The 25,879-nt window shown below is 71.4% G+C and carries 22 protein-coding genes; 7 read left to right on the top strand and 15 right to left on the bottom strand.

The genetic code is table 11. The annotated features are described in order from the left end of the window. Positions 1-101: 101 nt before the first annotated feature. Entirely contained in the window at positions 102-1,250 is a 1,149-nt protein-coding gene (locus ACFC09_RS19580; protein WP_376529766.1) for a bifunctional succinyldiaminopimelate transaminase/glutamate-prephenate aminotransferase, read from the bottom strand. Positions 1,251-1,388: 138 nt separating this feature from the next. After that, a complete protein-coding gene (fdxA, locus tag ACFC09_RS19575; protein ID WP_030929316.1) occupies positions 1,389-1,709 on the bottom strand; it encodes a ferredoxin in 321 nt (106 codons plus the stop codon). A gap of 141 nt (positions 1,710-1,850) precedes the next feature. On the opposite strand from fdxA, the gene ACFC09_RS19570 reads away from it, so the two are divergent. Then, a complete protein-coding gene (locus ACFC09_RS19570; protein ID WP_376529763.1) occupies positions 1,851-2,930 on the top strand; it encodes a GNAT family N-acetyltransferase in 1,080 nt (359 codons plus the stop codon). Positions 2,931-2,947: 17 nt separating this feature from the next. Further along, on the top strand, positions 2,948-3,799 hold the full coding sequence (locus tag ACFC09_RS19565) for a tetratricopeptide repeat protein (protein WP_376529761.1): 852 nt from the start codon (positions 2,948-2,950) through the stop codon (positions 3,797-3,799). Between the two features lie 421 nt (positions 3,800-4,220). Here the strand turns inward: ACFC09_RS19565 and ACFC09_RS19560 are convergent, their stop codons facing one another. From ACFC09_RS19560 to ACFC09_RS19525, 8 genes are all read right to left on the bottom strand, one after another. Beyond that, the gene (locus ACFC09_RS19560; RefSeq protein ID WP_376529759.1) at positions 4,221-4,835 is read right to left on the bottom strand and encodes a response regulator transcription factor; all 615 of its coding nucleotides are present in this window, start codon (positions 4,833-4,835) and stop codon (positions 4,221-4,223) included. After that, positions 4,832-6,010 carry a sensor histidine kinase gene (locus ACFC09_RS19555; RefSeq protein WP_376529863.1) on the bottom strand — a complete coding sequence of 393 codons (1,179 nt, stop codon included), beginning with the start codon at positions 6,008-6,010 and terminating at the stop codon, positions 4,832-4,834. Before ACFC09_RS19555 ends, ACFC09_RS19560 begins: the two co-directional genes overlap by 4 nt. 53 nt (positions 6,011-6,063) lie before the next feature. Beyond that, on the bottom strand, positions 6,064-6,804 hold the full coding sequence (locus tag ACFC09_RS19550; protein ID WP_376529757.1) for an ABC transporter permease: 741 nt from the start codon (positions 6,802-6,804) through the stop codon (positions 6,064-6,066). Further along, positions 6,801-7,727 (bottom strand): ABC transporter ATP-binding protein, encoded by a 927-nt coding sequence (locus ACFC09_RS19545; protein WP_376529755.1) that lies wholly within the window; start codon positions 7,725-7,727, stop codon positions 6,801-6,803. Before ACFC09_RS19545 ends, ACFC09_RS19550 begins: the two co-directional genes overlap by 4 nt. Positions 7,728-7,900: 173 nt before the next feature. Further along, on the bottom strand, positions 7,901-10,159 hold the full coding sequence (locus ACFC09_RS19540; protein ID WP_376529753.1) for a hypothetical protein: 2,259 nt from the start codon (positions 10,157-10,159) through the stop codon (positions 7,901-7,903). A 210-nt stretch (positions 10,160-10,369) separates the two neighbouring features. Next, the gene (locus ACFC09_RS19535) at positions 10,370-10,795 is read right to left on the bottom strand and encodes a DUF6113 family protein (protein ID WP_376529751.1); all 426 of its coding nucleotides are present in this window, start codon (positions 10,793-10,795) and stop codon (positions 10,370-10,372) included. Continuing rightward, entirely contained in the window at positions 10,792-11,685 is an 894-nt protein-coding gene (gene mshB / locus ACFC09_RS19530; RefSeq protein WP_376529749.1) for an N-acetyl-1-D-myo-inositol-2-amino-2-deoxy-alpha-D-glucopyranoside deacetylase, read from the bottom strand. The genes ACFC09_RS19535 and mshB overlap by 4 nt, the downstream gene beginning before the upstream one ends. Positions 11,686-12,028: 343 nt before the next feature. Beyond that, complete coding sequence (locus ACFC09_RS19525; RefSeq protein WP_376529747.1) at positions 12,029-12,223, bottom strand: hypothetical protein; 195 nt, start codon at positions 12,221-12,223, stop codon at positions 12,029-12,031. 201 nt (positions 12,224-12,424) lie between these two features. Here ACFC09_RS19525 and ACFC09_RS19520 point away from each other — a divergent pair, with 201 nt between their 5' ends. After that, complete coding sequence (locus ACFC09_RS19520; RefSeq protein WP_376529745.1) at positions 12,425-14,554, top strand: prolyl oligopeptidase family serine peptidase; 2,130 nt, start codon at positions 12,425-12,427, stop codon at positions 14,552-14,554. Between the two features lie 217 nt (positions 14,555-14,771). Here ACFC09_RS19520 and ACFC09_RS19515 read toward each other — a convergent pair whose 3' ends face one another. The 5 genes from ACFC09_RS19515 to ACFC09_RS19495 are packed head-to-tail and all read right to left on the bottom strand — an operon-like array spanning position 14,772 to position 20,320. Then, positions 14,772-15,824, bottom strand: coding sequence for an ABC transporter ATP-binding protein (locus ACFC09_RS19515; RefSeq protein WP_376529743.1), 1,053 nt, complete (start codon positions 15,822-15,824; stop codon positions 14,772-14,774). After that, complete coding sequence (locus ACFC09_RS19510) at positions 15,817-16,791, bottom strand: ABC transporter ATP-binding protein (RefSeq protein WP_376529741.1); 975 nt, start codon at positions 16,789-16,791, stop codon at positions 15,817-15,819. The genes ACFC09_RS19515 and ACFC09_RS19510 overlap by 8 nt, the downstream gene beginning before the upstream one ends. Before the next feature lie 6 nt (positions 16,792-16,797). Next, entirely contained in the window at positions 16,798-17,775 is a 978-nt protein-coding gene (locus ACFC09_RS19505) for an ABC transporter permease (protein WP_376529739.1), read from the bottom strand. Further along, a complete protein-coding gene (locus ACFC09_RS19500) occupies positions 17,768-18,691 on the bottom strand; it encodes an ABC transporter permease (RefSeq protein ID WP_376529737.1) in 924 nt (307 codons plus the stop codon). The genes ACFC09_RS19505 and ACFC09_RS19500 overlap by 8 nt, the downstream gene beginning before the upstream one ends. A gap of 6 nt (positions 18,692-18,697) precedes the next feature. After that, positions 18,698-20,320 carry an ABC transporter substrate-binding protein gene (locus tag ACFC09_RS19495; RefSeq protein WP_376529735.1) on the bottom strand — a complete coding sequence of 541 codons (1,623 nt, stop codon included), beginning with the start codon at positions 20,318-20,320 and terminating at the stop codon, positions 18,698-18,700. 474 nt (positions 20,321-20,794) lie between these two features. Here ACFC09_RS19495 and ACFC09_RS19490 point away from each other — a divergent pair, with 474 nt between their 5' ends. From ACFC09_RS19490 to ACFC09_RS19475, 4 genes are all read left to right on the top strand, one after another. Further along, on the top strand, positions 20,795-21,823 hold the full coding sequence (locus tag ACFC09_RS19490) for an ABC transporter permease (RefSeq protein WP_376529732.1): 1,029 nt from the start codon (positions 20,795-20,797) through the stop codon (positions 21,821-21,823). An 81-nt stretch (positions 21,824-21,904) separates the two neighbouring features. Continuing rightward, positions 21,905-23,665 carry an ABC transporter substrate-binding protein gene (locus ACFC09_RS19485; RefSeq protein ID WP_376529730.1) on the top strand — a complete coding sequence of 587 codons (1,761 nt, stop codon included), beginning with the start codon at positions 21,905-21,907 and terminating at the stop codon, positions 23,663-23,665. Between the two features lie 98 nt (positions 23,666-23,763). Continuing rightward, positions 23,764-24,744: an ABC transporter permease gene (locus ACFC09_RS19480; protein WP_376529728.1), complete on the top strand. Its 981-nt coding sequence runs from the start codon at positions 23,764-23,766 to the stop codon at positions 24,742-24,744. A gap of 71 nt (positions 24,745-24,815) precedes the next feature. Next, the gene (locus tag ACFC09_RS19475) at positions 24,816-25,853 is read left to right on the top strand and encodes an ABC transporter ATP-binding protein (protein WP_376529725.1); all 1,038 of its coding nucleotides are present in this window, start codon (positions 24,816-24,818) and stop codon (positions 25,851-25,853) included. The last annotated feature ends 26 nt before the right edge of the window (positions 25,854-25,879 follow it).

Raw genomic sequence — 25,879 nt, 5'->3', positions numbered from 1 at the left:
CGCGGGGAACTGCGCGACCAGCCACGACGCCGTCGCACGTACCCGGACAACGACAGACGCCCCCGGCCCGGCCCCCGCATCCCCCCGGCCCGCGCAGCGAATCAGGTGGACAACCGCCCCACCGCCGCAGCCACCCGCTCATCCGTAGCCGTCAGCGCAACCCGTACGAACGTCCCGCCCGCCGCGCCGTAGAAGTCGCCCGGCGCGACCAGGATGCCCCGGTCGGCGAGGTACGCGACCGTGTCCCAGCAGGACTCGCCGCGGGTGGCCCAGAGGTAGAGACCCGCCTCGCTGTGCTCGATCCGGAAGCCGTGGCCGAGCAGCGCCTCGCGCAGCGCCGTGCGGCGGGCGGCGTAGCGCTCACGCTGCTCGTGCACGTGCGCGTCGTCGCCCAGGGCCGCGACCACCGCCGCCTGGGTCGGCGCCGGGGTCATCATGCCGCCGTGCTTGCGGATCTCCAGCAGCGGGGCCAGCACGGCCGGGTCACCGGCCAGGAAGGCGGCCCGGTAGCCGGCCAGGTTCGACCGCTTGGAGAGGGAGTGGACGGCGACGACGCCGTCGTACGAACCGCCGTTGACGTCCGGGTGGAGCACCGAGACCGGATCGGCCTCCCAGCCCAGTTCGAGGTAGCACTCGTCGGCGACGACCAGGACGCCGTGCTCGCGGGCCCAGGCGACGATCCGGGTCAGCTCCTCCTTGGGCAGCACCCGGCCCGTCGGGTTGGACGGGGAGTTCAGCCACAGCAGCCGCAGGTCCGTGGGGTCCAGCTCCGTCGGGTCGTCGTAGGTCTCGTGCCGGGCGCCGGCCAGGCGGGCGCCGACCTCGTACGTCGGGTAGGCCAGACGGGGATGGGCCACCTTGTCGCCGGGGCCGAGGCCCAGCTGGGTGGGGAGCCAGGCGACGAGTTCCTTGGAACCGACCACGGGCAGCACGTGGCGGTGGGTGACGTCCCGGGCGCCGAGACGGCGCCCCAGCCAGCCGGTGATCGCGTCACGCAGTTCGGCGGTGCCCCAGACGGTCGGATAGCCCGGCGAGTCGGCAGCGGCGGTCAGCGCCTTCTGGATCAGCTCGGGGACCGGGTCGACCGGGGTGCCGATGGACAGGTCGACGATGCCGTCGGGGTGCGCGGCGGCCGTCTTCTTGTACGGCTCAAGGCTGTCCCAGGGGAATGCGGGAAGCCGGTCGCGGAGCGTTCCCTCTCCGAAGGAGCGGGCACGGGCGACGGGCGCGGGGTCGGACGGTGCGGACACGGTTACGGGCTCACTTTCGTCGGTACGGCAAACGCCTCGGCCCCGTACGGCGGCGATCAGGCCGTACGGGACCGAGGCGGCGGTGAGGATCCCCCGGTTCGCGCGGAGCCGGGGGCCGCGGGCCGTCGTGGTGCTGGGTTACTCGGCCTGCGGCGGCAGCGCGGCGATGAAGGGGTGGTCGCGCTCGATCAGCCCCAGCTTGCTGGCGCCGCCGGGGGAACCCAGCTCGTCGAAGAACTCGACGTTCGCCTTGTAGTAGTCCTTCCACTCCTCCGGAGTGTCGTCTTCATAGAAGATCGCCTCGACCGGGCAGACCGGCTCACAGGCACCACAGTCGACGCATTCGTCCGGGTGGATGTACAAGGACCGCTGGCCCTCGTAGATGCAGTCGACCGGGCACTCCTCGATGCACGCCTTGTCCTTGACGTCGACACAAGGCTGCGCGATGACGTAGGTCACGCTGTCGTTCCTCCTCGATTGGGCGCCGGCGGGCCTCCTCAGGCTCCGCCGCCTGGCGCGCGGGAGCGCGGCGTCGTCGATGCCCAGCCCCTAGTATCTCCGTTCTTGGGCATGATCCGAACAGGAGGGGTGAACCTACCAGTGGAAATCTCTGCCGGCGGACGCCTCAAGGTCAATATCACCCCTGCTGACGTGGGTAAACGGGTCTCCATACGACGCTTGATCGAACCGGGGAGCTCCACCCGTAAGTTCACCGACACGGTGGGTTTTCTCACATCCTGGAACGACGGTGTGCTGCTGATCACACGGAAGGACGGGCAGGTCGTCCAGGTCCAGGAAGCCGCGCTGGTCGCGGGCAAGACCGTACCGGCCGTACCGGCGCGACGCCGGGGCCCCGCCGCCACGTACCAGGAACTCGCGCTCGTCACCGCGCGGGCCTGGCAGCCGGTGGAGAGCGAACGGCTCGGCGAGTGGCAGCTGCGGGCGGCGGCCCAGGAGGTGCCGCGCCCGGCGCCCGGTACGGCCTCTCCCGCCCGCCGGGCGGGCTTCACCCGGCGGGCCAACAGCGTCCTGCCGCTCGGCGACCCGGGGCTTCCGCTCGACGCGGCACTGGAGGCCGTACGACGCTGGTACGGCGAGCGCGGACTGCCCGCGTACGTGCAGACCGCGACCGGCGCCGCGGGCACGCAGGAACCGCTGTGCGCGGAGCTGGAGCGGCGAGGCTGGGTGCGCGAGGTGACCGCCGAACTGTGGACCGGGGCGCTCGGGCCGGTCGCGGACCGGGCCGAGGGCACCGGAGTGGTCCTGTCCCGGACGGTGGACGGGACCTGGCTGAGCAGGTACCAGCGCAAGGGGGTGAGCGACGTGGCCCTGCGAGTACTGGGCAGTGGGCCCTCGGTGTGGTTCGCGACCGTGCCCGGCGCGGACGGCGACGGCCCGGCCGCGATCGGCCGGTGCGTCGTGGACGGAAGGTGGGCCGGGTTCGCCGCCGTCGAGGTGGATCCGGGCCGGCGCAGGCGGGGGCTGGCCACCACGGTGATGGCGGCGCTGGCCCGGCGGGCTCTCGACGAGGGCGCCTCGGCGGGCTGGCTCCAGGTCGAGGCGGACAACGCGGGGGCGCGGGCGCTGTACGAGGGTCTCGGCTTCGCCGCGCACCACTCCTACCACCACTACCGGGAGCCGGGCGGCTCGGGCACCGGATCGCGGAACGGACCGTCGTGACCGGGCGCCGGCCCGCCATGCCTCCCCCGCACCCGCCGTCCCCGGAGCGCTCGGCCGAGGTACGGCGGCGGTTCGCGGCCGAGGCGCGGTCCGAACGGCCCGATCTGTCGATGCTGTGCCTGCTGCTCGGCGCGGAGGCGGACGGCGCGCTGGACGAGGCCGGCCTGGACGCGGCGCAGCTGGAACTGGACCGGCTCGCGGGACAGCTGCCGTACCGGCCGGGCGGCCCCTCCGCCTGGGCCGAGGCGCTGCGCCGGCTGCTCGGGGAGCGCCACGGGTTCCACGGCTCCGCCGCGGACTACCGGCGGCTGGAGTCGTCGCTGCTGCATGCGGTGCTCAGGCGGCGGCGCGGGCTGCCGATCCTGCTCTCGGTGGTCTGGCTGGAGGTGGCCCGGCGGGCGGGGGCCCATGTGTACGGGGTGGCGTTGCCCGGTCACTTCGTCGTGGGGTTCGGCCCGGCCGGGGAACAGGTGCTGGCCGATCCCTTCGACGGCGGTCGGGTGCTCACCGGTACGGACACGGAGCTGCTGGTCGCCGGTGCGACGGGGGCGCCGCTGGAACCGTCCATGCTGGGGCCGGCGGCGCCGCTCGACGTCGTCGTGCGGATCCTGAACAACGTCCGGGCGTGGGCGGCGGCCCGGCCGGAACGGTCGGATGTGGCGCTGTGGGCGGTGGAGCTGGGGCTGTTGCTGCCGTCGCATCCGGCGCGGCTGCGGTACGAGCGGGCGCAGTTGCTTGTTCAGCGGGGGGAGTTCTGTGCCGGGGCGGCGGAGCTGGATGCGTATGCGGAGGTGTTGGAGGCGGCGGATGAGGCGGGGGCGGGGCGGGTGCGGTGGCAGGCGGATGCGGCGCGGGCGTTGTTGAACTAGCGGGGGGTGTTTGTTGTGCGCAGTTCCCCGCGCCCCTGAGTAGCGGGGCGTCGTCGTCCGTCGGGTGCAGGTGCGTCGTGGGGTTTGCGCAGTTCCCCGCGCCCCTGACCCGCGGGCCGTTCCCATCCCTCAGGTGCAGGTGCGTCGTGGGGTTTGCGCAGTTCCCCGCGCCCCTGAGTAGCGGGCCGTTCCCATCCGTCAGGTGCAGGTGCGTCGTGGGGTTTGCGCAGTTCCCCGTGCCCCTGAGTAGCGGGCCGTTCCCATCCGTCAGGTGCAGGTGCGTCGTGGGGTTTGCGCAGTTCCCCGCGCCCCTGAGTAGCGGGGCGTTCCCGGCCTTCGGGTGCGGGTTGGGTGTGGCTGGGTGCGCAGTTCCCCGCGCACCTGGTCTGCGTCGAGGGTTCCCCGTCTCCGGTCCGGGGGGCTACAGCCAGCCCTTTTCCCGGGCTATTCGTACTGCTTCTGCTCTGTTGCGGGCTGCCATTTTCTGGATGGCTGTGGAGAGGTAGTTGCGGACCGTGCCCGGGGAGAGGTGGAGGGTCGCGGCCAGTTCCGCGTTGGTGGAGCCGTCGGCGGCGGTGCGCAGGATCTCGCGTTCGCGGTCGGTGAGCGGGTTGGCGCCGTCGGCGAGGGCCGCGGCGGCCAGCGTCGGGTCGATGACGCGTTCGCCGGCCAGCACCTTGCGCACCGCCTCGGCAAGCTGGGCGGCGGGGGCGTCCTTGACCAGGAACGCGTCCGCGCCCGCCTCCATCGCGCTGCGCAGATAGCCGGGGCGGCCGAAGGTGGTGAGGACGACGAGCTTCACCCCGGGCAGCTCGCGGTGCACCTGGGCCGCCGCTTCGATGCCGGTGCAGCCGGGCATCTCGATGTCGAGCAGGGCGACGTCCACGGCCTGCTCGCGCACCGCGGCCAGCACCTGGTCCCCGCGGGCGACCTGGGCGACGACCTCGATGTCGTCCTCCATGCCGAGCAGGGCGGCCAGCGCCTCGCGGACCATCGACTGGTCCTCGGCGAGGAGGACCCTGATCGTGCTGCTCATGCCGGGGATCCTAGGGCCGGGCCGGTGGTCAGGGGCACCCGGGCCACGAGGCGGAAGCCGTGCCGGGCCCGGCCCGCCTCCAGGGTGCCGCCGGCCTTGGCCAGGCGTTCGGTCAGGCCGGTCAGGCCGTTTCCCGGGCCGGTGCCGGAGCCGCCCGAGCCGTTGTCCTCGACGGAGAGTTCGAGGACCGGGCCGTCCAGGGTCTGGCGGCGCAGTACCTCCACCGCGCACCGCTGGGCGCCGCTGTGCCGTACGACATTGGTGACCGCCTCGCGCAGCGCCCAGGCGAGCGCGGACTCGGCGGGCTCCGGCACCCCGGCGAGGTCCGGTTCGGCGGGCACCTGGGCGGTGACCCCCGCGGCGGTCAGGGCGGCCTGGGCGCCGGCGAGTTCGGCGGTGAGGCGGGGGCGCCGGTAACCGGTGACCGCCTCGCGCACGTCGACCAGGGCCTGTCTGCTGACCCGCTCGATGTCGGCGACCTGCCGGGCCGCCCGGTCGGGGCGGTCGGGGAGCATCCGGCCCGCGAGTTCGCTCTTGAGCGTGATCAGCGAGAGGGAGTGGCCGAGCAGGTCGTGCAGGTCACGGGCGAGCCGCAGCCGTTCCTCGTTGGCGGCGAGCTGGGCGACGGTGGCCCGCGCCTTGCTCAGCTCGACCGTCGTACGGACCAACATCCCGACGCCGGTCATCGCGAACCCGATGAGCAGTTGGAGGAAGATCAGATCGCGTGCCGTGTGCTCGCCGACCCGCAGCCCGACGAGGTACATCACGGCGCCCGACGCGAGGACGGCCCCGTACGCGCGGGGCACCGGCAGCGTCGTACCGCAGGCGACCGAGACGTAGACGAACAGGCACAGCCAGGAGGCGCCGAGGGTGAGCGCCAGGACGGCGGCGAGCGCACCGAGGACCGTGACCAGCAGGGCGACGACCGGGCCGGAGCAGGGCCGGCTCATTTCCCGGAAGATCAGCGGCACATAGACGCCGACGAAGGCGGCGAGGCCCGTCGCCCCGGCCAGCGTGGCCCCGGTGGTGTGGCCGCCGTGCAGCAGGTCGGCGACCGGGGCGCCGAGGAAGACCAGCCACACTCCGGCCCACAGCAGCTTCACCAGCAGCGCACGGCGGCTGGTGACCGGCTGCCCGAAGCGGGCCCACGGCTCCTGCGGCACGGTCTGCGGCACGGTCCGTCCGGATGCCGGGTCCGTCGGGTCCGCCGGCTCCCCTGTCGTCGTACTCACGCCTTCAGCGTGTCCTTCCGGTACAGCCAGGCGGCGCCGCCGGCGAACAGTGCGAAGAAGGCGACGAGGACGGCGATGTCCCGGGCGTGCGGGGCCTGGCTCTGCTCGATCGCCTGTCCCAGAGCAGCGTACGCGTGGGTGGGCAGCCACTCGGCGATGTCCTGGAGCCACTGGGGGAAGGTCGTGGCCGGCATCCACAGGCCGCCCAGGATGGACAGGCCGAAGTAGACGATCATCGTGATCGGGCGGACGGCGTCCCCGGCCGCCAGGTAGCCGATGGCGACGCCGAGCGCGGCGAAGACCAGGCTTCCGGCCCAGATCGCGCCGGTCAGGGCGAGCCACTGCCAGGCGGCCAGGCGGACGTCCTTCACGGCCGCGGCGACGACGAAGACGACGACGATCGACGGCAGGCCGACGACGGCCGCGCTCGCGGTCTTGGCGAGGACGTAGCCGCGGCCCGGCAGGGTGGTCAGCCGCAGTTGCCGTACCCAGCCGCTCTCCCGTTCCTTGGCGATGCGCTCGCTGTTGCCCATCAGGACGGCGGTCAGGGCGCCGAAGGACGCCATGGAGACCATCATGTACGTCGGCAGGGTCAGGCCGGTGCCGTCGATCTTGTCGGTGGAGCCGGCGCTGCCCGCGATGAGCAGGAACAGGACCGAGGGGTAGACCACCGAGAAGAACAGGAACTTGCGGTTGCGCAGGGCGCGGGTGAGTTCCAGCTTGATCAGGCTGTTCACGACTGCTTGGCCTCCTCGGCCTCGGTGAGGGCGACGAATGCCTGCTCAAGGCCGAGCCCGGTGACTTCGAGGTTGCGGGGGTAGGCGCCCAGCCCGTACAGGGCGTGCACGGTGGCGTCGGCGTCGGTGGAGCGGATGCGTACGGTCCGGCCGCTGACGTCGAGGGACGTCAGGAACGGCAGGGTTTCGAGGGCGGCCCGGTCGATGTCGCCCGTCAGGTCGAAGGAGATCCTGCGGGCGCCCGCCTTCGCCTTGATCTCGGCGGCGGTGCCGTCGGCGAGGAGCCTGCCGCGGTGCAGGACGAGCACCCGGTCGGCGATGGCGTCGGCCTCTTCGAGGTAGTGGGTGGCGAACAGCACCGTACGGCCCCGGTCGGCCTGCTCGCGCATGGTGGCCCAGAACGCCTGGCGGGCGGAGACGTCCATCCCGGTGGTCGGTTCGTCGAGGACGATCAGGTCGCTGTCGCCGACGGTGGCGAGGGCGAAGCGGACGCGCTGGGCCTGGCCGCCGGAGAGTTTGTCGACCTTGCGCCCGGCGATCTGGGAGATCCCGGCGCGGGCGAGCACGTCGGCGACGGGGTACGGCCGCGGGTGCAGCGCGCAGCCGAGCCGGACCAGTTCGGCGACGGTGACCTCGTCCATCAGCCCGCCGGACTGCAACATGGCGCCGACCCGGCCGGCCACGATCGCCTCGCGCGGCCCGGTGCCGAAGACGCGGACGGTGCCGCTGTCCGGGCGTTTGAGGCCGAGCAGCAGGTCGAGGGTGGTCGACTTGCCCGCCCCGTTGGGTCCGAGCAGGGCGACGGTCTCCCCCGGACGCAGCGCGAGCGACAGCCCGTCCACGGCCCGTACGTTCCCGTACACCTTGCTCACCTGATCGAACCCGACCACCGAGGGGGTGGCGGGTGGCGCTGTCGTCGTCATGGCGTCCATGTTGGCGGCGGGGCCGGACGCGCGGCAGTGCCAGGGGTCCTGGCTGCCGGATGACAGATGTCATGCGCGGCACATGGGCCGCGCGTGGGGCCGCCCGGCGTGCGCCGGGCGTCCTTACGCGGCCGGGCCAGGACCGGCCGTCGGGGTCCTGGCCGGCGGGGCGCTCACTTCGGGTCGGTGTCGATGACGGAGATCCGGCTGGTCTTGCTGGTCAGCGCGGTGCGCAGGGCGCCGTAGACGTCCTGCGGGGTGACGGGGGTCTTCGCGCCGTTGGCCCGGGTGATGAGCACGCCGTCGAAGGTCTGGCCGTAGAGGTTCTGCAGGGCGGTCAGGTCGGGCTTGTCGACCAGCTTGCCGTTGACGGCCGTGACCCTGAGGAACTTCCACAGGGAGTTCTGCGGGCTCAGCGAGACCGAGTGCGCCGGGTCCGTCTGCACGGTGACGGTCTGCGACATGGCGGGCTCGGCGAACTCCTTCATCTCCCGGTCGACCTCGGCGTTGGAGACCGTCGGCTGCTGGGTGGTGGTGGGCACGGTCACCGGGGACGCCGTACCGGTCTCCACCAGCGTGCGGTACGCCTGCTCGACCGACTGGGCGGACTGGCCCGCGTCGATGCCCTTGCCGGCCTTGCCGTACACGGCGACGGCCTTGCCGGACTCGAACCTGATCGTGCCGTCGGTGACCGAGCCGGACTCGCCGCCGAGGTCCTTCAGGGCGGCCTGGAGTTTTTCCTCGTCGACCGGCATGACCGGCTGGATCTCGCGCTTCTGGCCGAACAGGGTGCCGATCACGGACACCGGGTTGTAGTCGCTGTGCGCCGCCGCGCTCACCGTGGCCTGGTAGTCGAACTGGAGGCCCGCGTTGTCCGGGTCCAGTGAGACGGTCCTGCCGCCCACCGACAGCTTGAGCGGTTTGCCGACCCGGGCGGCGAAGGTGTCGTCGAGCTTGTTGACGGCGTTGTCCCGGGTGCCGCCGCCGATGTCGACGCCGAGCACGGTGGTGCCCTTGGGCACGTCGGAGTGGTTCATCAGCAGCCCGGCGCCGTAGACACCGGCGCCGGCGACGACCACGACACCGCCGAGCAGCACCAGTTTGCTGCGGCCCTTCTTCTTGGGCTTGGCCTGCGGCACGTTCTGCGCGACCGGCTCGGGCAGCTTGGGGGCGGTGTGCGGCACCGGTCCCTCGGCGGAGCCGCCCGGCGCGAACGGGGTGTTCGGGCCCGGCGGGACGACCGGGATGCCGCTGGTGACGGTGTGTCCGGAGACGTTGTCGAGGGGAGTGCCGTAGCCGGAGGCGGGCGGTTCCGGGACCTGCTTCTGCGGGGTGAGGATGGCGGTGTCGTCGCTCAGTCCGCCGCCGGGGCCGAGGCCGCGGTGCGCGCCGACTCCGGCGCCGGGACGCACCCCGGGTCCGCCCGGTCCGGCGAGGGCGTCGGGGGCTGCGGGCCGGCCGGTGTCCGGGCCGCCGAAGGGCTCGCCCGGCGCCAGGCCGTGGTCGCCCTGGTCGCTGGGGCCGCCGACGGCGGGCGGCACCAGCGGTCCGTCCCCGGTGACCGGTCCGCTGGTCGGGCCGGCCGGTCCGCGGGGCCCGGTGAAACCTCCGGGGCCGCCGGGCCCGCCCTGCCCGTGGGGGCCGTCGAACCCGTTGCGCTCGGCGCCGCCGGTCCCGTTCTCCGCGAAGTACGGCAGGTCGTCGCGGCGCGGCTCGCCGGGTCCGTCCTGGCCGGGCCGCGCGCCGCCGCCCAGCGGGCCCGCGGCCAGCGCCTCGGTCACGTCGAAGGAGCCGGTGCCGCCGCCGTGTCCGGGGGCGACGGGTCCGCCGGTGGCACCGGGCAGCCCCGCGCCCTTGCCCGCGCCGCCGCTCGGCCGGGTGGCGCCGGGCGCGCCCATCGCGCCGACGACTCCGCCGGGCCGGCCGCCGCCACCCGGCCGGGCCGCACCGGGCGCCCCGGGGGCCGGGCCCGTGGCGGGCGCGCCGCCCGCTGCCGAACCGCCGGGCGCCTGGGCCGCGTTGCCGCTGCCGCCGCCCGGACCGCCCTTGGCCGGACCGGACTTGCGGGGGGCGAACCAGTCGCTGGTCTTCTCCTGGGCCGCGGCGGCGGGCTCGGCCGGAACCTCGGCGGGGCTCGGGGGCGGCGGGGCGGAGGCCGGCTGCGGGTCGCGGTCGGGGCCGGGGCCTTCGGTCTCCGCGACGGGCGTGCGCACGACGACCGGCGGGATGGGCCGCGATCCCGGGATGTTGATCCGGATCCGGGTCGTCAGCGTGGTCTCGGTCTTGCGTTCCTCCGGCTGCGGGGCCGAACGGCCCGCTTCCGTGCCGCCGTCGGCTGCCATGGGGGTCCCGTACGGCGGTGTGCCCGAGGGGTATGCGGCGCCGCCGTGCCCGTTGGGCCCGGAGGACGGAGTGTCAGTTTCACGACTCAAGGCAGGTTCTCCCGGTTGGCTCCGCCGCCCATGACGACCTCTGTGGGGGTCCCCCCGGCTCGCGCGCGGTCGAGCGCTCGGGGGAGGCACGGCGGCGCGCACCACCATACTGGCCACGTCGGGCCCGTATCCCCGGACCGCTGGGGAAACCCACACCGGACTCGCACGTGCGCCGCCCGGCGAAGTGGTACGTCACTTGGCAAGTCGGACTCAGCCGCCGCCGCGTGGCCGCCCCGGGCCGAGGGTGGCACAGATCACAGCGACGGCCATCCCGCCGAGCAGGAAGAGGTACGAGCCGCCGCCGGCGCCGAACAGGAAGTCACCTTCGGGTCGGCTGGCGGTGAGCAGCATGACGGCGACGATCCAGCCGGCCACGGACGCGACCGCCCCGGCGCGCGAGGCGAGGGCGCGGGCCGCGCCGAGGAACAGCCCGGCGGCACCGGCCAGCGCGAGCAGCAGGCCGCCCGGGAACCAGCCGCTCTGCACCAGCGTCCCGGCGAGTGCCACCACGGCGCCGCACACGAACAGCCCGGCGTAGGCCGCGACCCGCCCGGCGGAGGGGCGCTGCAGCGGCTGGGCCATCATCGGTCCGCGCTGTTGGGGCTGCTGGGGTCGGTGGGGTCCGGCTCCGCTCATGACGTCTCCTCGGGGCCGACCCCGGCGAACAGGTCGGTCTCCGGTGCGGTGGGCCGCGGCCCGCGCACCAACTCGTAGTACTCGGTGGTGAACAGTGGTTGCGCCCGTTCGTTGGAGAGCGCGAACCAGGGTTCGGCGACGGCGATCTGGGTGGCGTGGGCGCGCATCGCGGCGGCCTTGGCGGCGGCGTGCTCGGTGCCGTCGACCGCGGTGGTGATCCGGTCGTCGTCCACCACGCCGGGCAGGTCGTCGACGTCGGCGCTCTCGGCGAAGGGCAGTGCGGGCAGTGCGTCCCGCAGCCGGGCGAAGGCGGACTCGGCGACGGAGCGCGGGACGCGGTTCCAGTAGACCTTGGGGACGCTCCAGCCGGTGTCGGCGGCCAGCTCGACGGCGCGCATGGCGACGCGGTGGGCCTGGATGTGGTCCGGGTGCCCGTATCCGCCGTTGTCGTCGTAGGTGACCAGGACCTGGGGGCGCACCTCACGGACGACCTCGGCGAGCAGCCCGGCGGCGGTGTCGGGGTCGGCCTGCCAGAAGCAGCCGGGGTCGTCGTTGTCGGGCAGTCCCATCATTCCGGAGTCGCCGTAGCGGCCGGCCCCGCCGAGCAGCCGGACGTCCTCGACGCCCACCTCGCGCAGGGCGGCCCGCAGTTCGGTCAGCCGGTGCGCGCCGAGGGACGGCCCGGTCAGGTGCCGCAGCTGAGGCGGAATGACCTCGCCCCGCTCGCCCAGGGTGCAGGTGACCAGCGTCACCTGGGCGCCCTGGGCCGCGTACCGGGCCATGGTGGCGCCGTTGTTGATCGACTCGTCGTCGGGGTGGGCGTGCACCAGCAGCAGACGCCGGGCCGGGGGTTCCCCGGGCCGGAGACCGGAAGAGGACTGTTCCGTCATGCGTCCCACCCTACGAGGGCGGGACCCCCCGACGGTGAAGAGGGACGACGGCGGTGCGGGCGGTGAGCGGCCGGAGCCCGTCCGGTGGTGCCCCGGCTGCCGGGAGCGGCCGTACGGGCAAGGGCGGCGCGGCATGTACGGCGTCGGGACGGCCGGCGAACCCGGCGGCGGCCGGCCCGCGACCCCGGGCACGCCGAAGCCGGCCCTGGCCTCCGGTTCCCACCGGGGGCAGGGCCGGCTTCCTCGCCTGCGCGTCCGAAGGCTCAACCAGCCGTCGGCACACGGGTCGGGTGCGGCTGGGCTCCGGGCGCGCTGCGCCGGCGGAGCCCACCCACGCGGCGGATCAGAACTTGATGCCGCCGATCATGCTGGCGACGTTCGTCGTCAGTTCGCTGATCGTGGGCGCGATGGTGGAGGAGGCGAGATAGAAGCCGAGCAGCATGCAGACGGCCGCGTGGCCGCCCTTCAGCCCTGACTTCTTGATCAGCAGGAAGACGATGATCGCCAGCAGCACCACCGCCGAAATCGAGAGTGCCACGGCGGCTCACCTCCAAAGATCCCAGGGACACGGGGGGGTCGGACTATGGGGTATGTGGATCAGTTGTCGTGCGGAACAGCAAATCCATACAGGAGCCAGCAGGTTCATACCCACTCAGCGGTAGTGATCATAACTATCCGTACTCGCGCATCGGTCGGCGCACGGCCGCACAAGGGGGCGCATGGCCAATATGGTCAAGGCATGACGACCGACCCTGAATCCTTCCCCCGCCGACACGCACGGACCCAGCGGTTCACCCTCGGCGCGCCGCGCGCGTTCACCGTGGCACCCGACGGATCCCGCGTCGCGTTCCTGCGCTCGAATTCCGGTACGGAACGGGCGAACTCGCTGTGGGTGCTCGACCCGGCGGACGGCCGGGAGCGCCTCGCTGCCGACCCGTACGTCCTGCTCGGCGGCGCTGCCGAGCGTCTCTCGCCCGAGGAGCGGGCACGCCGCGAGCGCAGCCGCGAGGGCGGGGCCGGCATCGTCGGCTACGCCGCCGACGCGGCCCTGGAGTTGGCCGCTTTCGCGTTGTCGGGGCGGCTTTTCACGGCGGAGCTGCGGGCCGGCACGGCGCGTGAACTCCCGGTTCCCGGGCCGGTGATCGACCCTCGCCCGGCCCCCGACGGACGGCAGGTCGCCTATGTCGCGCAGGGTGCCCTGCGGGTGGTGGACGCGGCGGGCGAGCACGACCGGGCGCTGGCGGAGCCGGAGTCGGACGGGGTGACCTACGGTCTCGCCGAGTTCGTCGCGGCCGAGGAGATGGGGCGGGCGCGGGGGTTCTGGTGGGCGCCGGAGTCGGACCGGCTGCTCGTGGCGCGCGCGGACGACACGCCGGTGCAGCGCTGGTGGATCGCCGACCCCGCCCGTCCGGAGCGTGAGCCACACCACGTCGCCTACCCGGCGGCGGGCACCGCGAACGCGGACGTGCAGCTGTTCGTGATCGGTCTGGACGGGTCGCGCACGGAGGTCGTCTGGGATCGCGCGCGCTATCCGTATCTGGCACGTGTGCACTGGTCAGAGGCGGGTGCGCCGCTGCTCCTGGTGCAGGCGCGCAACCAGCGCAGCCAGCTGTACCTGGCCGTCGACCCGGACTCGGGGGCGACCCGGATGGTGCACGCCGATGAAGATCCAACTTGGCTTGATCTTTTCCCCGGGGTGCCGTGCTGGAGCCCGTCGGGACAGCTCGTGCGGATCGCGGACGAGGGCGGCGCACGGGTCCTCGCGGTGGGTGAACGCCCGTTGACCGGGGCGCAGTTGCACATTCGCGCGGTGCTCGACGTGGGTGCCGAGGACGTGCTGGTGGCGGCCTCCGCCGGGGCGGAGGCGGATCCCGCGCGCCAGTCCGCCGAGATCGGCGAGGTGCATGTGTACCGGGTGAACGAGCTGGGCGTGGAGCGCCTGTCGCGGGAGCCCGGGGTACACACGGCGGTGCGCGCCGGGGGCGTGCTGGTGCTGGTCTCGACGACGCTCGACCGGCCGGGCGCGCGGTACCAGGTGCTGCGTGACGGAAAACCGACGGTGACTGTCCTGTCATATGCCGAAGACCCTGGTTTGTCCCCGCGCGTGACGCTGACAGAGGGGGGCGCACGCCGAATTCCGTGCGCCGTGCTTATGCCACGGGACTACCACTCCGACACTCCCCTGCCCGTGCTCCTCGACCCTTATGGCGGACCGCACGGCCCCCGGGTGGTCGCCGCGCACAACGCCCATCTGACCTCGCAGTGGTTCGCCGACCAGGGTTTCGCGGTGGTCGTCGCCGACGGCCGCGGCACCCCCGGCCGCTCGCCGGCCTGGGAGAAGGCGGTCCACCACGACTTCACCGTCACCCTCGACGACCAGATCGAGGCGCTCCAGGACCTCGCCAGGAACCACCCGCTGGACCTGGACCGGGTGGCGATCCGCGGCTGGTCCTACGGCGGCTACCTGGCCGCCCTCGCCGTGCTGCGCCGCCCGGACGTCTTCCACGCGGGCGTCGCGGGCGCCCCGGTCACCGACTTCCGGCTGTACGACACCCACTACACCGAGCGCTACCTCGGCGACCCGGCCGAGGAGCCCGAGGCGTACGCCCACAGCTCCCTCGTCACCGACGACGGCCTGTCGGCCCCGGCCGAGCCGCACCGCCCGCTGATGATCGTGCACGGGCTGGCCGACGACAACGTGGTGGTCGCGCACTCCCTCCGGCTGTCCTCCGCGCTGCTGGCCGCGGGCCGCCCGCACGAGGTGCTGCCGCTGTCCGGCGTCACGCACATGACGCCGCAGGAACAGGTCGCCGAGAATCTGCTCCTGCTCCAGGTGGACTTCCTCAAGCGCTCCCTGGGCCTGGCATAACGGGGCGAACAGCGGCAAAACGCTTTAACACTCAGGCAACTTCACGGAAGCGGCACCGATATACGGACCCGGGAAGCTGAACAGCGTACGGCCGTGCGGGTGCCGTGAAACGGGCCGGGGTGCGCCATGTCACCCCGGCCCGTTGCCGTGCGCCGTCCGGGCCGTTGTCCTGCGCCGTCATGGGCCGTCGTCCTGCACCGTCCGAGGCCGCCGTGCGTCACCCCGGCCCGTTGCCGTGCCCCTCCTCCACCGGCACCACCTGTTTCTCCTCGGCGAACAGGCAGGCCGAGGCGTGGGCCGCCGGTGCGGACGTACGGCGGAACGCCTCCGGGACCGCGAGCGCCGGCACCTCCAGGGCGCACCGCTCCTGTGCCTTCCAGCAGCGGGTGCGGAACCGGCAGCCGGAGGGGATGTCCGTCGGGGACGGCACGTCGCCCGTCAGGATGATCCGCTCGCGGTGCTCCCGGGCCGCCGGGTCGGGCACCGGCACCGCGGAGAGCAGCGCCTGGGTGTAGGGGTGCGTCGGATGGTCGTAGATCTCGCTGTCGCTGCCCGTCTCCACGATCCGCCCGAGGTACATCACCCCGACCCGGTCCGAGATGTGCCGCACGATCGACAGGTCGTGCGCGATGAAGACGTAGGAGAGGCCGAACTCCGCCTGGAGCCGCGCCAGCAGATTGATCACCTGTGCCTGGACCGACACGTCCAGCGCCGACACCGGCTCGTCGGCGACGATGACCTCGGGGCGCAGCGCCAGCGCCCGCGCGATGCCGATGCGCTGCCGCTGGCCCCCGGAGAACTGGTGCGGATAGCGGCCCGCGTACTCCGGGTCGAGGCCGACCACGTCCAGCAGTTCCCGCACCCGGCCGCGCCGCTCGCCCTTGGGGGCGGCCTCCGGGTGGATCTCGAACGGCTCCCCGACGATGTCGCCCACCGTCATCCGCGGGTTGAGGGAGGTGTACGGGTCCTGGAAGACCATCTGGATGTTGCGCCGTACGGCCTTCAGGGCCCGGCCGGTCAGCCGGGTGATGTCCTCGCCCTTGAACCGGATCGAACCGGCCGTCGGCCGTTCCAGGCTGCACAGCAGCCGGGCGAGCGTCGACTTGCCGCAGCCCGACTCGCCCACCAGGCCCAGGGTTTCGCCCCTGGCCAGCGCGAAGTCGACGCCGTCGACCGCCTTCACCGCGCCGATCTGCTTCTTGAAGAGGACGCCCCGGGTGAGCGGGTAGTGCTTGACGAGGCCGTCGGCCTCCAGGATCGGCTCAGCCATGCAGGCACTCCCGCCAGAAGTGGCAGGCGCTCGTGCGGTCCTCGCCCGCGGTGTACGGCGGGGGCTCGTCCGTCCGGCACACGTCCCGCGCCATCGGACAGCGGGGGTGGAAGGCACAGCCCGACGGGACGTGCAGCAGGTTCGGCGGCTGGCCCTTGATCGCGTACAGCTCCCGGCCCTTCTGGCCGAGGCGCGGGACGGAGTCCAGCAGCCCCCGGGTGTAGGGGTGCGCGGGCGCCTTGTAGAGGTCGTGCACCGGGGCCGATTCGACGATCCGGCCCGCGTACATCACGGCGATGGTGTCGGCGACGTCCGCGACCACACCCAGGTCGTGGGTGATCAGGACGAGCCCCGTGGTGGACTCCCGCTGCAACTCGGCGAGCAGGTCCATCACCTGGGCCTGGACGGTCACGTCGAGGGCGGTGGTGGGTTCGTCGGCGATCACCAGGGCCGGTTCCAGCGCCAGCGCCATGGCGATCATGATGCGTTGGCGCATGCCGCCGGAGAACTGGTGCGGATAGTCGCGTACGCGCTGCGCGGCGCCCGGGATGCGCACCCGGTCCATCAGCTCGACCGCCCGCACCCGGGCGTCCTTCCTCGACAGGCCGCGGTGCACGACGAACATCTCGCCGAGCTGGTCACCCACGGTGAGCACCGGGTTCAGGGCGGACAGCGCGTCCTGGAAGACCATGGCCAGTTCGGCGCCGCGGATCCTCCGCCGCTCCTCCTCCTTCAGTTTCAGCAGGTCCCGGCCCTGGAAGAGGATCTCGCCGCCGGTGATCCGCGCGGGCGGCACGTCCAGGATGCCGAGGACGGCCTGCGCGGTCACCGACTTGCCGGAGCCGGACTCGCCGAGCACGGCGAGGGTCCGGCCGGCGTCCACCCGGTACGAGACGCCGTCCACGGCACGGGCGACGCCGTCCCGCATCCGGAACTCCACGCGCAGGTCACGCACGTCGAGCAGCACGCCGGCTCACCTCAGCTTCGGGTCGAGGGCGTCGCGCACCGCGTCGCCGAGCATGATGAACGCGAGCACGGTCAGTGCCAGCGCCCCGGCGGGCCACAGCAGCACGTGCGGGGCGTTGCGGATGAACGGGGAGGCGGCGGAGATGTCGATCCCCCAGGAGACGCTGGGCGGTCTGAGACCGACGCCGAGGTACGACAGGGTCGCCTCCAGCGCGATGTAGGTGCCGAGCGCGATGGTCGCCACCACGATCACCGGCGCGACGGCGTTGGGCGCGATGTGTCTCAGCAGGATGCGGGCGGGCGAGGCGCCGAGCACCCGGGCGGCCTGCACATAGTCGTGCTGCCGGGCGGTGATGACCGCGCCGCGCGCGATGCGGGCGATCTGCGGCCAGCCGAGCAGCACCATGAACCCGACGACCGGCCAGACCGTGGTGCCGGGCACCACGGAGAGCAGCACCAGACCGCCGAGCACGACCGGGATCGCGAAGAACACGTCGGTGACCCGGGACAGGACCGAGTCCCACACGCCGCCGAAGAATCCGGCGAGTCCGCCGAGGACCGAGCCGAGGACGGCCACCCCGAGGGTGGCGCAGACGCCGACCGTGACGGAGGCGCGGGCGCCGTACACGGTCCGCGTGTAGACGTCGCAGCCCTGGCCGTCGAAGCCGAAGGGGTGGCCGGGCCGGGAGCCCTCCTGGGCCATGACGAGGTCGCACTTGAGGGGGTTGCCGGAGGTGATCAGCGATGGCCACAGGGCGATCACCACGAGGAAGACGATGACCAGGCCGGAGGCGAGGAAGACCGGGTTGCGGCACAGGTCGCGCCAGGCGTCGGACCACAGGCTGCGCGGTCTGCCCCGGGGGCCGGTGCCCGCGGGTCCGCCGGGCGTCCGCTGAAGCGTGGCCGCCTCGCCCGCCGCGAGGTCCATCGCGGCGCCCATGCCCGCCGGGGAGACGGCGCCCTCGGAGTCGTACTGCTCAGGCATAGCGGATCCTCGGATCGAGTACGGCGTACAGCAGGTCGACGAGCAGGTTGGCGATCAGGAAGATCAGCACGAGGACGGTGACGAAGCCGACGACGGTCTGCGTGTTCTGCCGCAGGATGCCCTGGTAGAGCTGGTAGCCGACGCCGTGGATGTTGAAGATCCGCTCGGTGACGATCGCACCGCCCATCAGGGCGCCGATGTCGGCCCCGATGAAGGTGACCACGGGGATGAGGGAGTTGCGCAGCAGGTGCCGGGTGATGATCCGGCGGCGGGGCAGGCCCTTGGCGATCGCCGTGCGGACGTAGTCGGCGCGCCGGTTCTCCGCGAGGGAGGTGCGGGTCAGCCGGGTGACGTAGGCGAGCGAGACGGAGGCCAGGACGAGGCCCGGCACGATCAGTTCGCCGACGGCGGCCTCCGGCGAGACGGACGGTCTGATCCAGCCCCACTCGACGCCGAGCAGCAGTTGCAGCAGCAGACCGGTGACGAAGGTCGGTACGGAGATGACGACCAGGGTGGCCAGCAGCACGCCGGTGTCGACGGGCCGCCCGCGGCGCAGCCCGGTCACCACGCCAAGGGCGATGCCGATGACGATCTCGAAGAGGACGGCCACGATCGTCAGCCGGACGGTGACGGGGAACGCCGTGGCCATCAGCTCGGTGACCGGCTGGCCGTTGAACGCCGTGCCGAAGTCGCCGGTGAAGACGTTCCCCATGTACGTCAGGTACTGCCGCCACACCGGTCGGTCGAGTCCGAACTCCCTTCTGAGCTGGGCGGCGGTCGCCGGATCGCACTGCCGCTCGCCGCACAGGCCCGCGATCGGGTCGCCCATCACGTTCACCATCAGGAAGATCAGCAGCGTGGCCCCGACGAACACCGGGACCATCTGGAGCAGCCGCCGGACGACGTAGCGTCCCATGGCGGCTCAGCCGACCCTGATCTGGTCGTAGACCGGGACGCTGAACGGATTGAGCGTCACGGCGGACAGCCGCCGCGAGTACCCAGCGCTGCCGTTCTGGTACCAGAGCGGGATGGCGGCCATGTGGTCCCGGACGACCCTCTCGGCCTGCTGGAAGCCGACGATGGCCGCGCCCCTGTCGGTCTCGGCGTTGGCCCGGTCGACGAGCCGGTCGAAGTCCGCGTCGGACCACTTGCCGTCGTTGGAGGAGGCGTCGGTGTAGTAGAGCGGCTGGAGGAAGTTCTGGATGAGCGGGTAGTCCATCTGCCAGCCGGCCCGGAACGGGCCGGTCATCCGGCGCCGGGCGATCTGGTTGCGGAAGTCGGCGAAGGTGCCCACCGGGTTGCCGACGCAGGCCCGGTCGTCGCCGAGCGCGTTGTTGATGGAGTTGCACACGGCGTCCACCCAGTCCCGGTGCGAACCGGTGTCCGCGTTGTAGGTGATCCTGACCTGTCCGCCGGGGATCCCGCCGCCCTCCTCGACCAGTCTCCTGGCCTCGGCGGGGTCGTGGTCGCAGGCCCTGCCGCACAGCCCGGCCTGGAAGCCGCCGGCGGTGCCGAGGACCGGTGAGGTCCAGTCGGTGGCCGGGGTGCGGGTGCCGCGGAAGATCGTGTCGGTGATCTGCCTGCGGTCGATCGCCATGGACAGTCCGGTGCGGACCTTCTCGGCGCCTGGCTTGTTCCAGTCCTTGTCGTAGTAGGGGAAGGCGAGGGTCTGGATGATGCCGGCCGGGGTGTTGATGTAGCGGTCGCCGAGGTCGCTGCGGACGTTCCTGAGCTGGGCGGCCGGGATGTCGTCGACCAGGTCGAGGTTGCCGGCCAGCAGATCCGTGTAGGCGGTGTTGCTGTCGGTGTAGACCTTGAGGTCCACGCCGGCGTTGCGGGCCTTGTCCGCGCCGGGGTAGCGGTCCCACTTCCGCAGGGACATCTGGAAGCCGCGGGTGTAGGAGTCGATGGTGTACGGGCCGTTGCCGACGGGCTTTTTCAGCCAGGCCGCGTGGTCGGTGAAGAACGCCCGTGGCAGCGGGGCGTAGGCCGCGTAGCCGAGGGTGTCCGGGAAGCTGGAGAACGTCTGGTTCAGCCGGACCGTGAAGGTGCGGTCGTCGACGGCCGTGAGCCCGGAGAGGGTGTCGGCGTGCTGGGCGCCACTGGCCGGGTGGACCTTGTCGTAGCCCTCGATGTAGCGGAAGAAGTAGGCGTTCCGCTGGTTGTTGCGCAGGCTCGCGCCGTAGTTCCAGGCGTCGACGAAGGACTTCGCGGTCACCTTCTCGCCGTTGGAGAAGGTCCAGCCGTCCCTCAGCGTGATCCTGAAGTTCCGCGAGTCCGAGGTGTCGATCCGCCGCGCCAGCATGTCGGTGGCCCGGCCGGTCGTCGAGTCGTACTTCTTCAGCCCGCGGAAGATCATGTCGAGGACCTTGCCGCCCTGGACCTCGTTGGTGTTCGCGGGCTCCAGCGGGTTCTGCGGATCGCCCCAGGAGGCGCCGAGCACGCCGGGCGGGGACGCGCCGTCGGCACCGCCGCCGCAGGCCGCCGCGGCGAGCGCCACCGCCATCGCGCCGGTGGCCCATTTCGCCTGCGTGGCTGAGCGCATGGCGTGCCTCCTCCGTGAGCGCCACTCCCTTACCGGTCAATACCAGACCAAATCACATGTATTGCTGGCATTCCGTATAGGAGAGGGGCTTTCGGGGGGCGGGGTCATCCGGATGCGCGAGACACCGGGAGCACGCCGCGGAGACCGTGAACGGAGGGCGCAATGGATCTTCACACTCCGATACCGAACCGTTGGATTACGTCCCGCCGGTGTACGGATTTCGACACACGGGCGTCCGCATATCGAACTCGTTGCCCGTTTCGCCCTGTTGGTCCGATGTGAAGCACGGATTGATTACGGGGTGCTACCCGCGTAGCTAAGGAAAGGTCAAGCCCAAGCAAAAAAGGTAAAGAGAAAGCCAAGGCGCCCGGGATTTTATTGACCTTGCGCGAATTGCGTTGAAAAAGTCCGGCGTAGCCCGTAGGGGAGCGTGCCCTGCGGAGTCATCAGAACCTCCCCTGGGCCAGGAGCACCATGACCCCCCCAACTCCATCTTCGGCTGTCCCGCTAGAGGTGACCGACGAGACCGCCGAACGGTCGGCCTCGCCCTCCACCCCTCAGGGCAACGAGAGCCGATCTCCGGGACAGCTGGCCTGGAGACGCTTCAAGCGTGACCGCACGGGCGTTATATCGGCATGTGTCGTGATCTTCTTCTTCGTGATCGCGGTAGCGGCACCGCTCATCGCGAAGCTGTACGGGAAGAACCCGTACACGACCTACGCCAGCCAGGATCCGAACCTGCTCGATGCCTTCTCCTACCCCGCAGGGCCCAACGGTGGCATGAGCTCGTCGTTCTGGTTCGGCATCGAGCCCCAGCTCGGCCGGGACGTCTTCACCTTCCTGCTCTACGGCATCCGCACGTCACTGGGCATCGCCATCGCCACCGCCCTGCTCACCATGGTGGTCGGCGTCATCGTCGGCATCACCGCGGGCTATCTGGGCGGCAAGACGGACTATTTCGTCGGACGGATCATCGACATCCTCCTGTCGTTCCCGTCGACCCTGTTCTTCATCGCGTTCATGCCGGTCGTCTACGGCCTCTTCGTCGCCCCCGACGAGAACATCCCGACCTGGCTGCGCGTGGTCGCGCTGATCGTGGTCCTCTCCGCCTTCGGCTGGGCCACCATCGCCCGTCTGCTGCGCGGACAGGTCCTCGCCATGCGCGAGCGGGAGTTCGTGGAAGCGGCCAAGATCACGGGCGCGTCGCCGATGCGCATCGTGTTCAAGGAACTGCTGCCCAACCTGTGGACGCCGATCATCATCCAGGCGACGCTGCTGGTCCCGACCCTCGTGACCACGGAAGCGGGCCTCGCGTTCCTCGGCGTCGGCATCATCGACCCCACCCCGGACTGGGGCGTGATGATCCAGCGTGGTGCCCAGTTCTACAACGAGGACTTCACGTACATGCTCTTCCCGGGCCTGTCCATGGTGATCTTCGTCGTCGCCTTCAACCTGTTCGGTGACTCGATTCGCGACGCGCTCGACCCGAAGTCCAGGCGGTAGCGCCCCCCCCACGCCCCCGGCCCGGCCCAACGACGTCCGGCTGCCGTCCATCCAGATCTGATCCGTATAGGCAGGCTCAGCATGTCCTTTTCCCGCAGAAACTTCCTGATCGCCACCGGTGTGGTCACGGCGTCCACCACCGTGCTGAGCGCCTGTGGCAGCAGCGATTCCGGAAGCGGCTCGTCGAACGACGTCCCGTCGGTCGCCAAGGCCAAGACCCAGAACATCCCGGTCGGCACCAAGGCCGACTCCGTCGGCCCGGCGCCGGAGGTCACGGGCGCGGTCAAGGGCGGGACGGTCTACGGGCTCGACCAGTTCGACATGGACCACCTGGACCCGGCCCAGATCTACGTCTCGACCGAGGGCGCCATCACCGTCCCGATCATGCGCGGTCTCACCGGCTACAAGATCGACGAGAAGGGCGGCTGCACGCTCGTCGGCGACGCCGCGACCGACCCCGGCACGATGAAGAACGGCGGCAAGACCTGGTCGTTCACCATCAAGGACGGCATCAAGTGGGAGGACGGTTCCGACCTCTCCATGGACGACGTCCGCCACACCTTCGAGCGGCTGTTCGCCAGCTTCATCACCGAGGGTCCGCGCTACGTGCAGCAGTGGCTGGTCGGCGGCGACAAGTACAAGGGCCCCTACAGCGGCAAGACCCTCAGCTCGATCGAGGTCTCCGGCAAGACCATCACCTTCCACCTCAACGAGGCCCGCGCCGACTTCAACTACACGCTGGCGATGCGCGGCTACTCCCTGGTGCCGAAGAAGCAGGACACCCAGGAGAAGTACGACAAGCAGCCGTTCTCCTGCGGCCCGTACCGGATCGAGAGCCGCAGCGTCGGCAAGTCGATGACCTACGTGCGCAACGAGCACTGGGACCCGAAGACCGACCCGATCCGCAACGCCTACCCGGACAAGTTCCTCTTCCAGTTCGGGTTCCAGAACATCGCCTCCACCGACCGGTACGTCGCCGACAAGGGCAATGACCAGTACGCGATTTCGATCTTCAACGAGGTCGCGCCCGAGCGCACCGCGCAGGTCCTCACCAACGCGACCCTGAAGAAGCGCGTCCTCACCCAGGTCGACCCGGTCACCTACTACTGGCCGATCAACACGACCCGGATCACCGACGTCAAGGTCCGCCAGGCCATCAACTACGCCTGGCCGCACCAGCAGTTGCAGACCATCCGCGGCGGCCGGGCCACGTCGGAGATCGCCAGCACGATCCTCAGCCCGGTCACTCCCGGCTACTCGAACTTCGACCTCTACGAGGCCGACACGAAGCCCGCCGGCGACCCGGCCAAGGCCAAGGCCCTGCTGAAGGAGGCCGGCAAGGTCGGCCAGAAGCTGGTCATCGCCTACCAGCAGTCCGACAACTCGGTGAAGCAGGCCGTCGCGATCAAGAACGCGCTGGAGGCGGCCGGCTTCCAGGTCGTCAACCAGCAGATCGACAAGTCGACCTTCTACACCCAGATCGGCAAGATCGACAACGGCTTCGACCTGATGGCGGCCGGCTGGAGCCCGGACTGGCCGAACGGCTACTCGGTCTTCTTCCCCTGCTGGAGCGGCAAGAACGTCGGCGACGGCCGCAGCAACTACGCCCAGCTCAACGACCCGAGCGTGAACAAGGCGATCGACGCGGCGGCCAAGATCAGCGACGCCACGGCCGCCAACAAGGCCTGGGGCGCCGTCGACCGGCAGATCATGGAGCTGGCGGCGACGGTTCCCGACTACCACGCCATCCGCAACTGGATGTACGGATCGAAGATCGGCAACGTCATCTACGACGCCGGCAGCACCTGCATCGCGCTCTGCAAGCTCTACGTGGCTAAGTAAGCGAGCACCTTCCACGGGGGCGGCCGACTGTCCGGCCGCCCCCTGCGGCCCACCCCCCTAGCCCCGGCGACGGCGCCCCGTCCGGAAAGTCACGCCCCATGTTCCGCTTCCTCGTACGCCGCGTGTTCGGCGCGCTGGTCATCCTGTTGATCATCAGCGCCGTCACGTTCTGGCTTTTCTACGCCGTGCCACGTGACCCCGCCCAGATGTCCTGCGGCAAGAACTGCACGCCCGACATGCTCGCGCAGATCCGGCACAACCTGGGCATCGACCACCCGATCCCGGTGCAGTACTGGGACTGGCTCAAGGGCATCTTCGTCGGGCGTGAGTACACGGGCTTCGGGCACTGCGACGCGCCCTGCCTCGGCTACTCGTTCGCCAACCGCGAGCCCGTCCTCGGCACGATCATGGACCGGCTGCCGCTGACCCTCTCGCTCGCCTTCGGCTCCGCCGTCGTCTTCCTCGTCCTCGGCATCGGCGCGGGCATGCTGGCCGCCGTCAAGCAGGGCAAGTGGCAGGACAAGGCCGCCAGCTCGGCGTCGCTGGTCGCCTCCTCGCTGCAGATCTACTTCGTCGGCTACCTCGCGATGTACCTCTTGGTCGCGAAGCTCGGCTGGCTGGACAACCCGTCGTACACCCCGCTCACCCAGAACCCGGCCTCCTGGGCCTGGGGCCTGCTGCTCCCCTGGCTGGTGCTGGCGCTGATCTGGACCGCCAACTACACCCGTATGACCCGGTCCCAGCTGGTCGAGACGCTCACCGAGGACTACGTCCGCACGGCCCGCGCCAAGGGCCTGTCCCGGCGCAGCGTCTTCTTCCGGTTCGCCTGGCGCGGCGCGATGGGTCCGATCGTCACCATCTTCGGCATCGACATGGCCACCCTCATCGGCGGCGCGATCATCACCGAGAACACCTTCAGCCTCCAGGGCGTCGGCCGGCTCGCGGTGGACTCCGTGGACAAGAGCGACCTGCCCATGCTGCTCGGCGTCACCGTGCTGGCGGCCGGGGCGATCGTGTTCTTCAACATCATCGTCGACGCCGTCTACGCCTTCATCGACCCGCGGATCCGGCTCGCCTGACCTCCGCCCCGGTCCCGTCCCTCTCACCGCCTACCCGGCGACCCCCGCATCACCCCCCAGGAGCGTCCCCCGTGACGAGCACCGATCAGCAGCCGTTCCTCTCCGTCAAGGACCTGAAGGTCCACTTCTCCACCGAGGACGGCATCGTCAAGGCCGTCGACGGGCTCAGCTTCGACCTCGCCAAGGGCCGGACTCTCGGCATCGTCGGCGAATCGGGTTCCGGCAAGTCGGTCACCAACCTGACCATCCTCGGCCTGCACAACCGCGAACACACCACGATCAGCGGCGAGATCCTGCTCGACGGCAAGGAACTGCTGACCGCCCGTGAGCGCGAGCTGGAGCGGCTGCGCGGCAACAAGATGTCCATGATCTTCCAGGACGCCCTTGCCTCGCTGTCGCCGTTCCACACCGTGGGCACCCAGATCGGCGAGGTGTACAGCAAGCACACCGGCGCCTCCAAGAAGGAGGCTCGGGCGCGCGCCGTCGAGATGCTGCGCCGGGTCGGGATCCCGCAGCCGGACGTGCGGGTCGACGACTACCCGCACCAGTTCTCCGGCGGTATGCGCCAGCGCGCGATGATCGCGATGGCGCTGGTCTGCGACCCCGAGCTGCTGATCGCCGACGAGCCGACGACGGCCCTGGACGTGACCGTGCAGGCACAGATCATGGACCTGCTGAAGGACCTCCAGCAGGAGTTCGGCACCGCGATCATCTTCATCACCCACGACCTCGGTGTCATCGCCGACATCGCGGACGACGTCCTGGTGATGTACGGCGGCCGGTGCGTGGAGCGGGGCTCGAAGCGCGAGGTGCTGGGCGCCCCGCAGCACCCCTACACCCTCGGTCTGCTGAACTCCATGCCGAGCCTCGACGGCGCCGTCGACGTTCCGCTCACGCCGATCCCCGGCTCGCCGCCCTCGCTGCTGAACCCGCCCACCGGCTGCCGGTTCCACCCGCGCTGCGCCTTCGCGGACAAGGTCGCCGGCGGACGGTGCTCCAGCGAGCGGCCGCAGCTCGAACTGGTCGACGGCCGGGGCTCGGCCTGCCACCTCACGTTGGAGCAGCGCGCCGACCTCTTCGCCGACCTCGCCGCATCCCGGCACCACTGACGGACACGAGACGGGACTTCACGATC

It is taken from the genome of Streptomyces sp. NPDC056161, assembly GCF_042268025.1.
Lineage (GTDB): Bacteria > Actinomycetota > Actinomycetes > Streptomycetales > Streptomycetaceae > Streptomyces.
The sequence above is the reverse complement of the archived record's forward strand: the minus strand, read 5'-3'. Positions and strand labels throughout refer to the sequence as shown.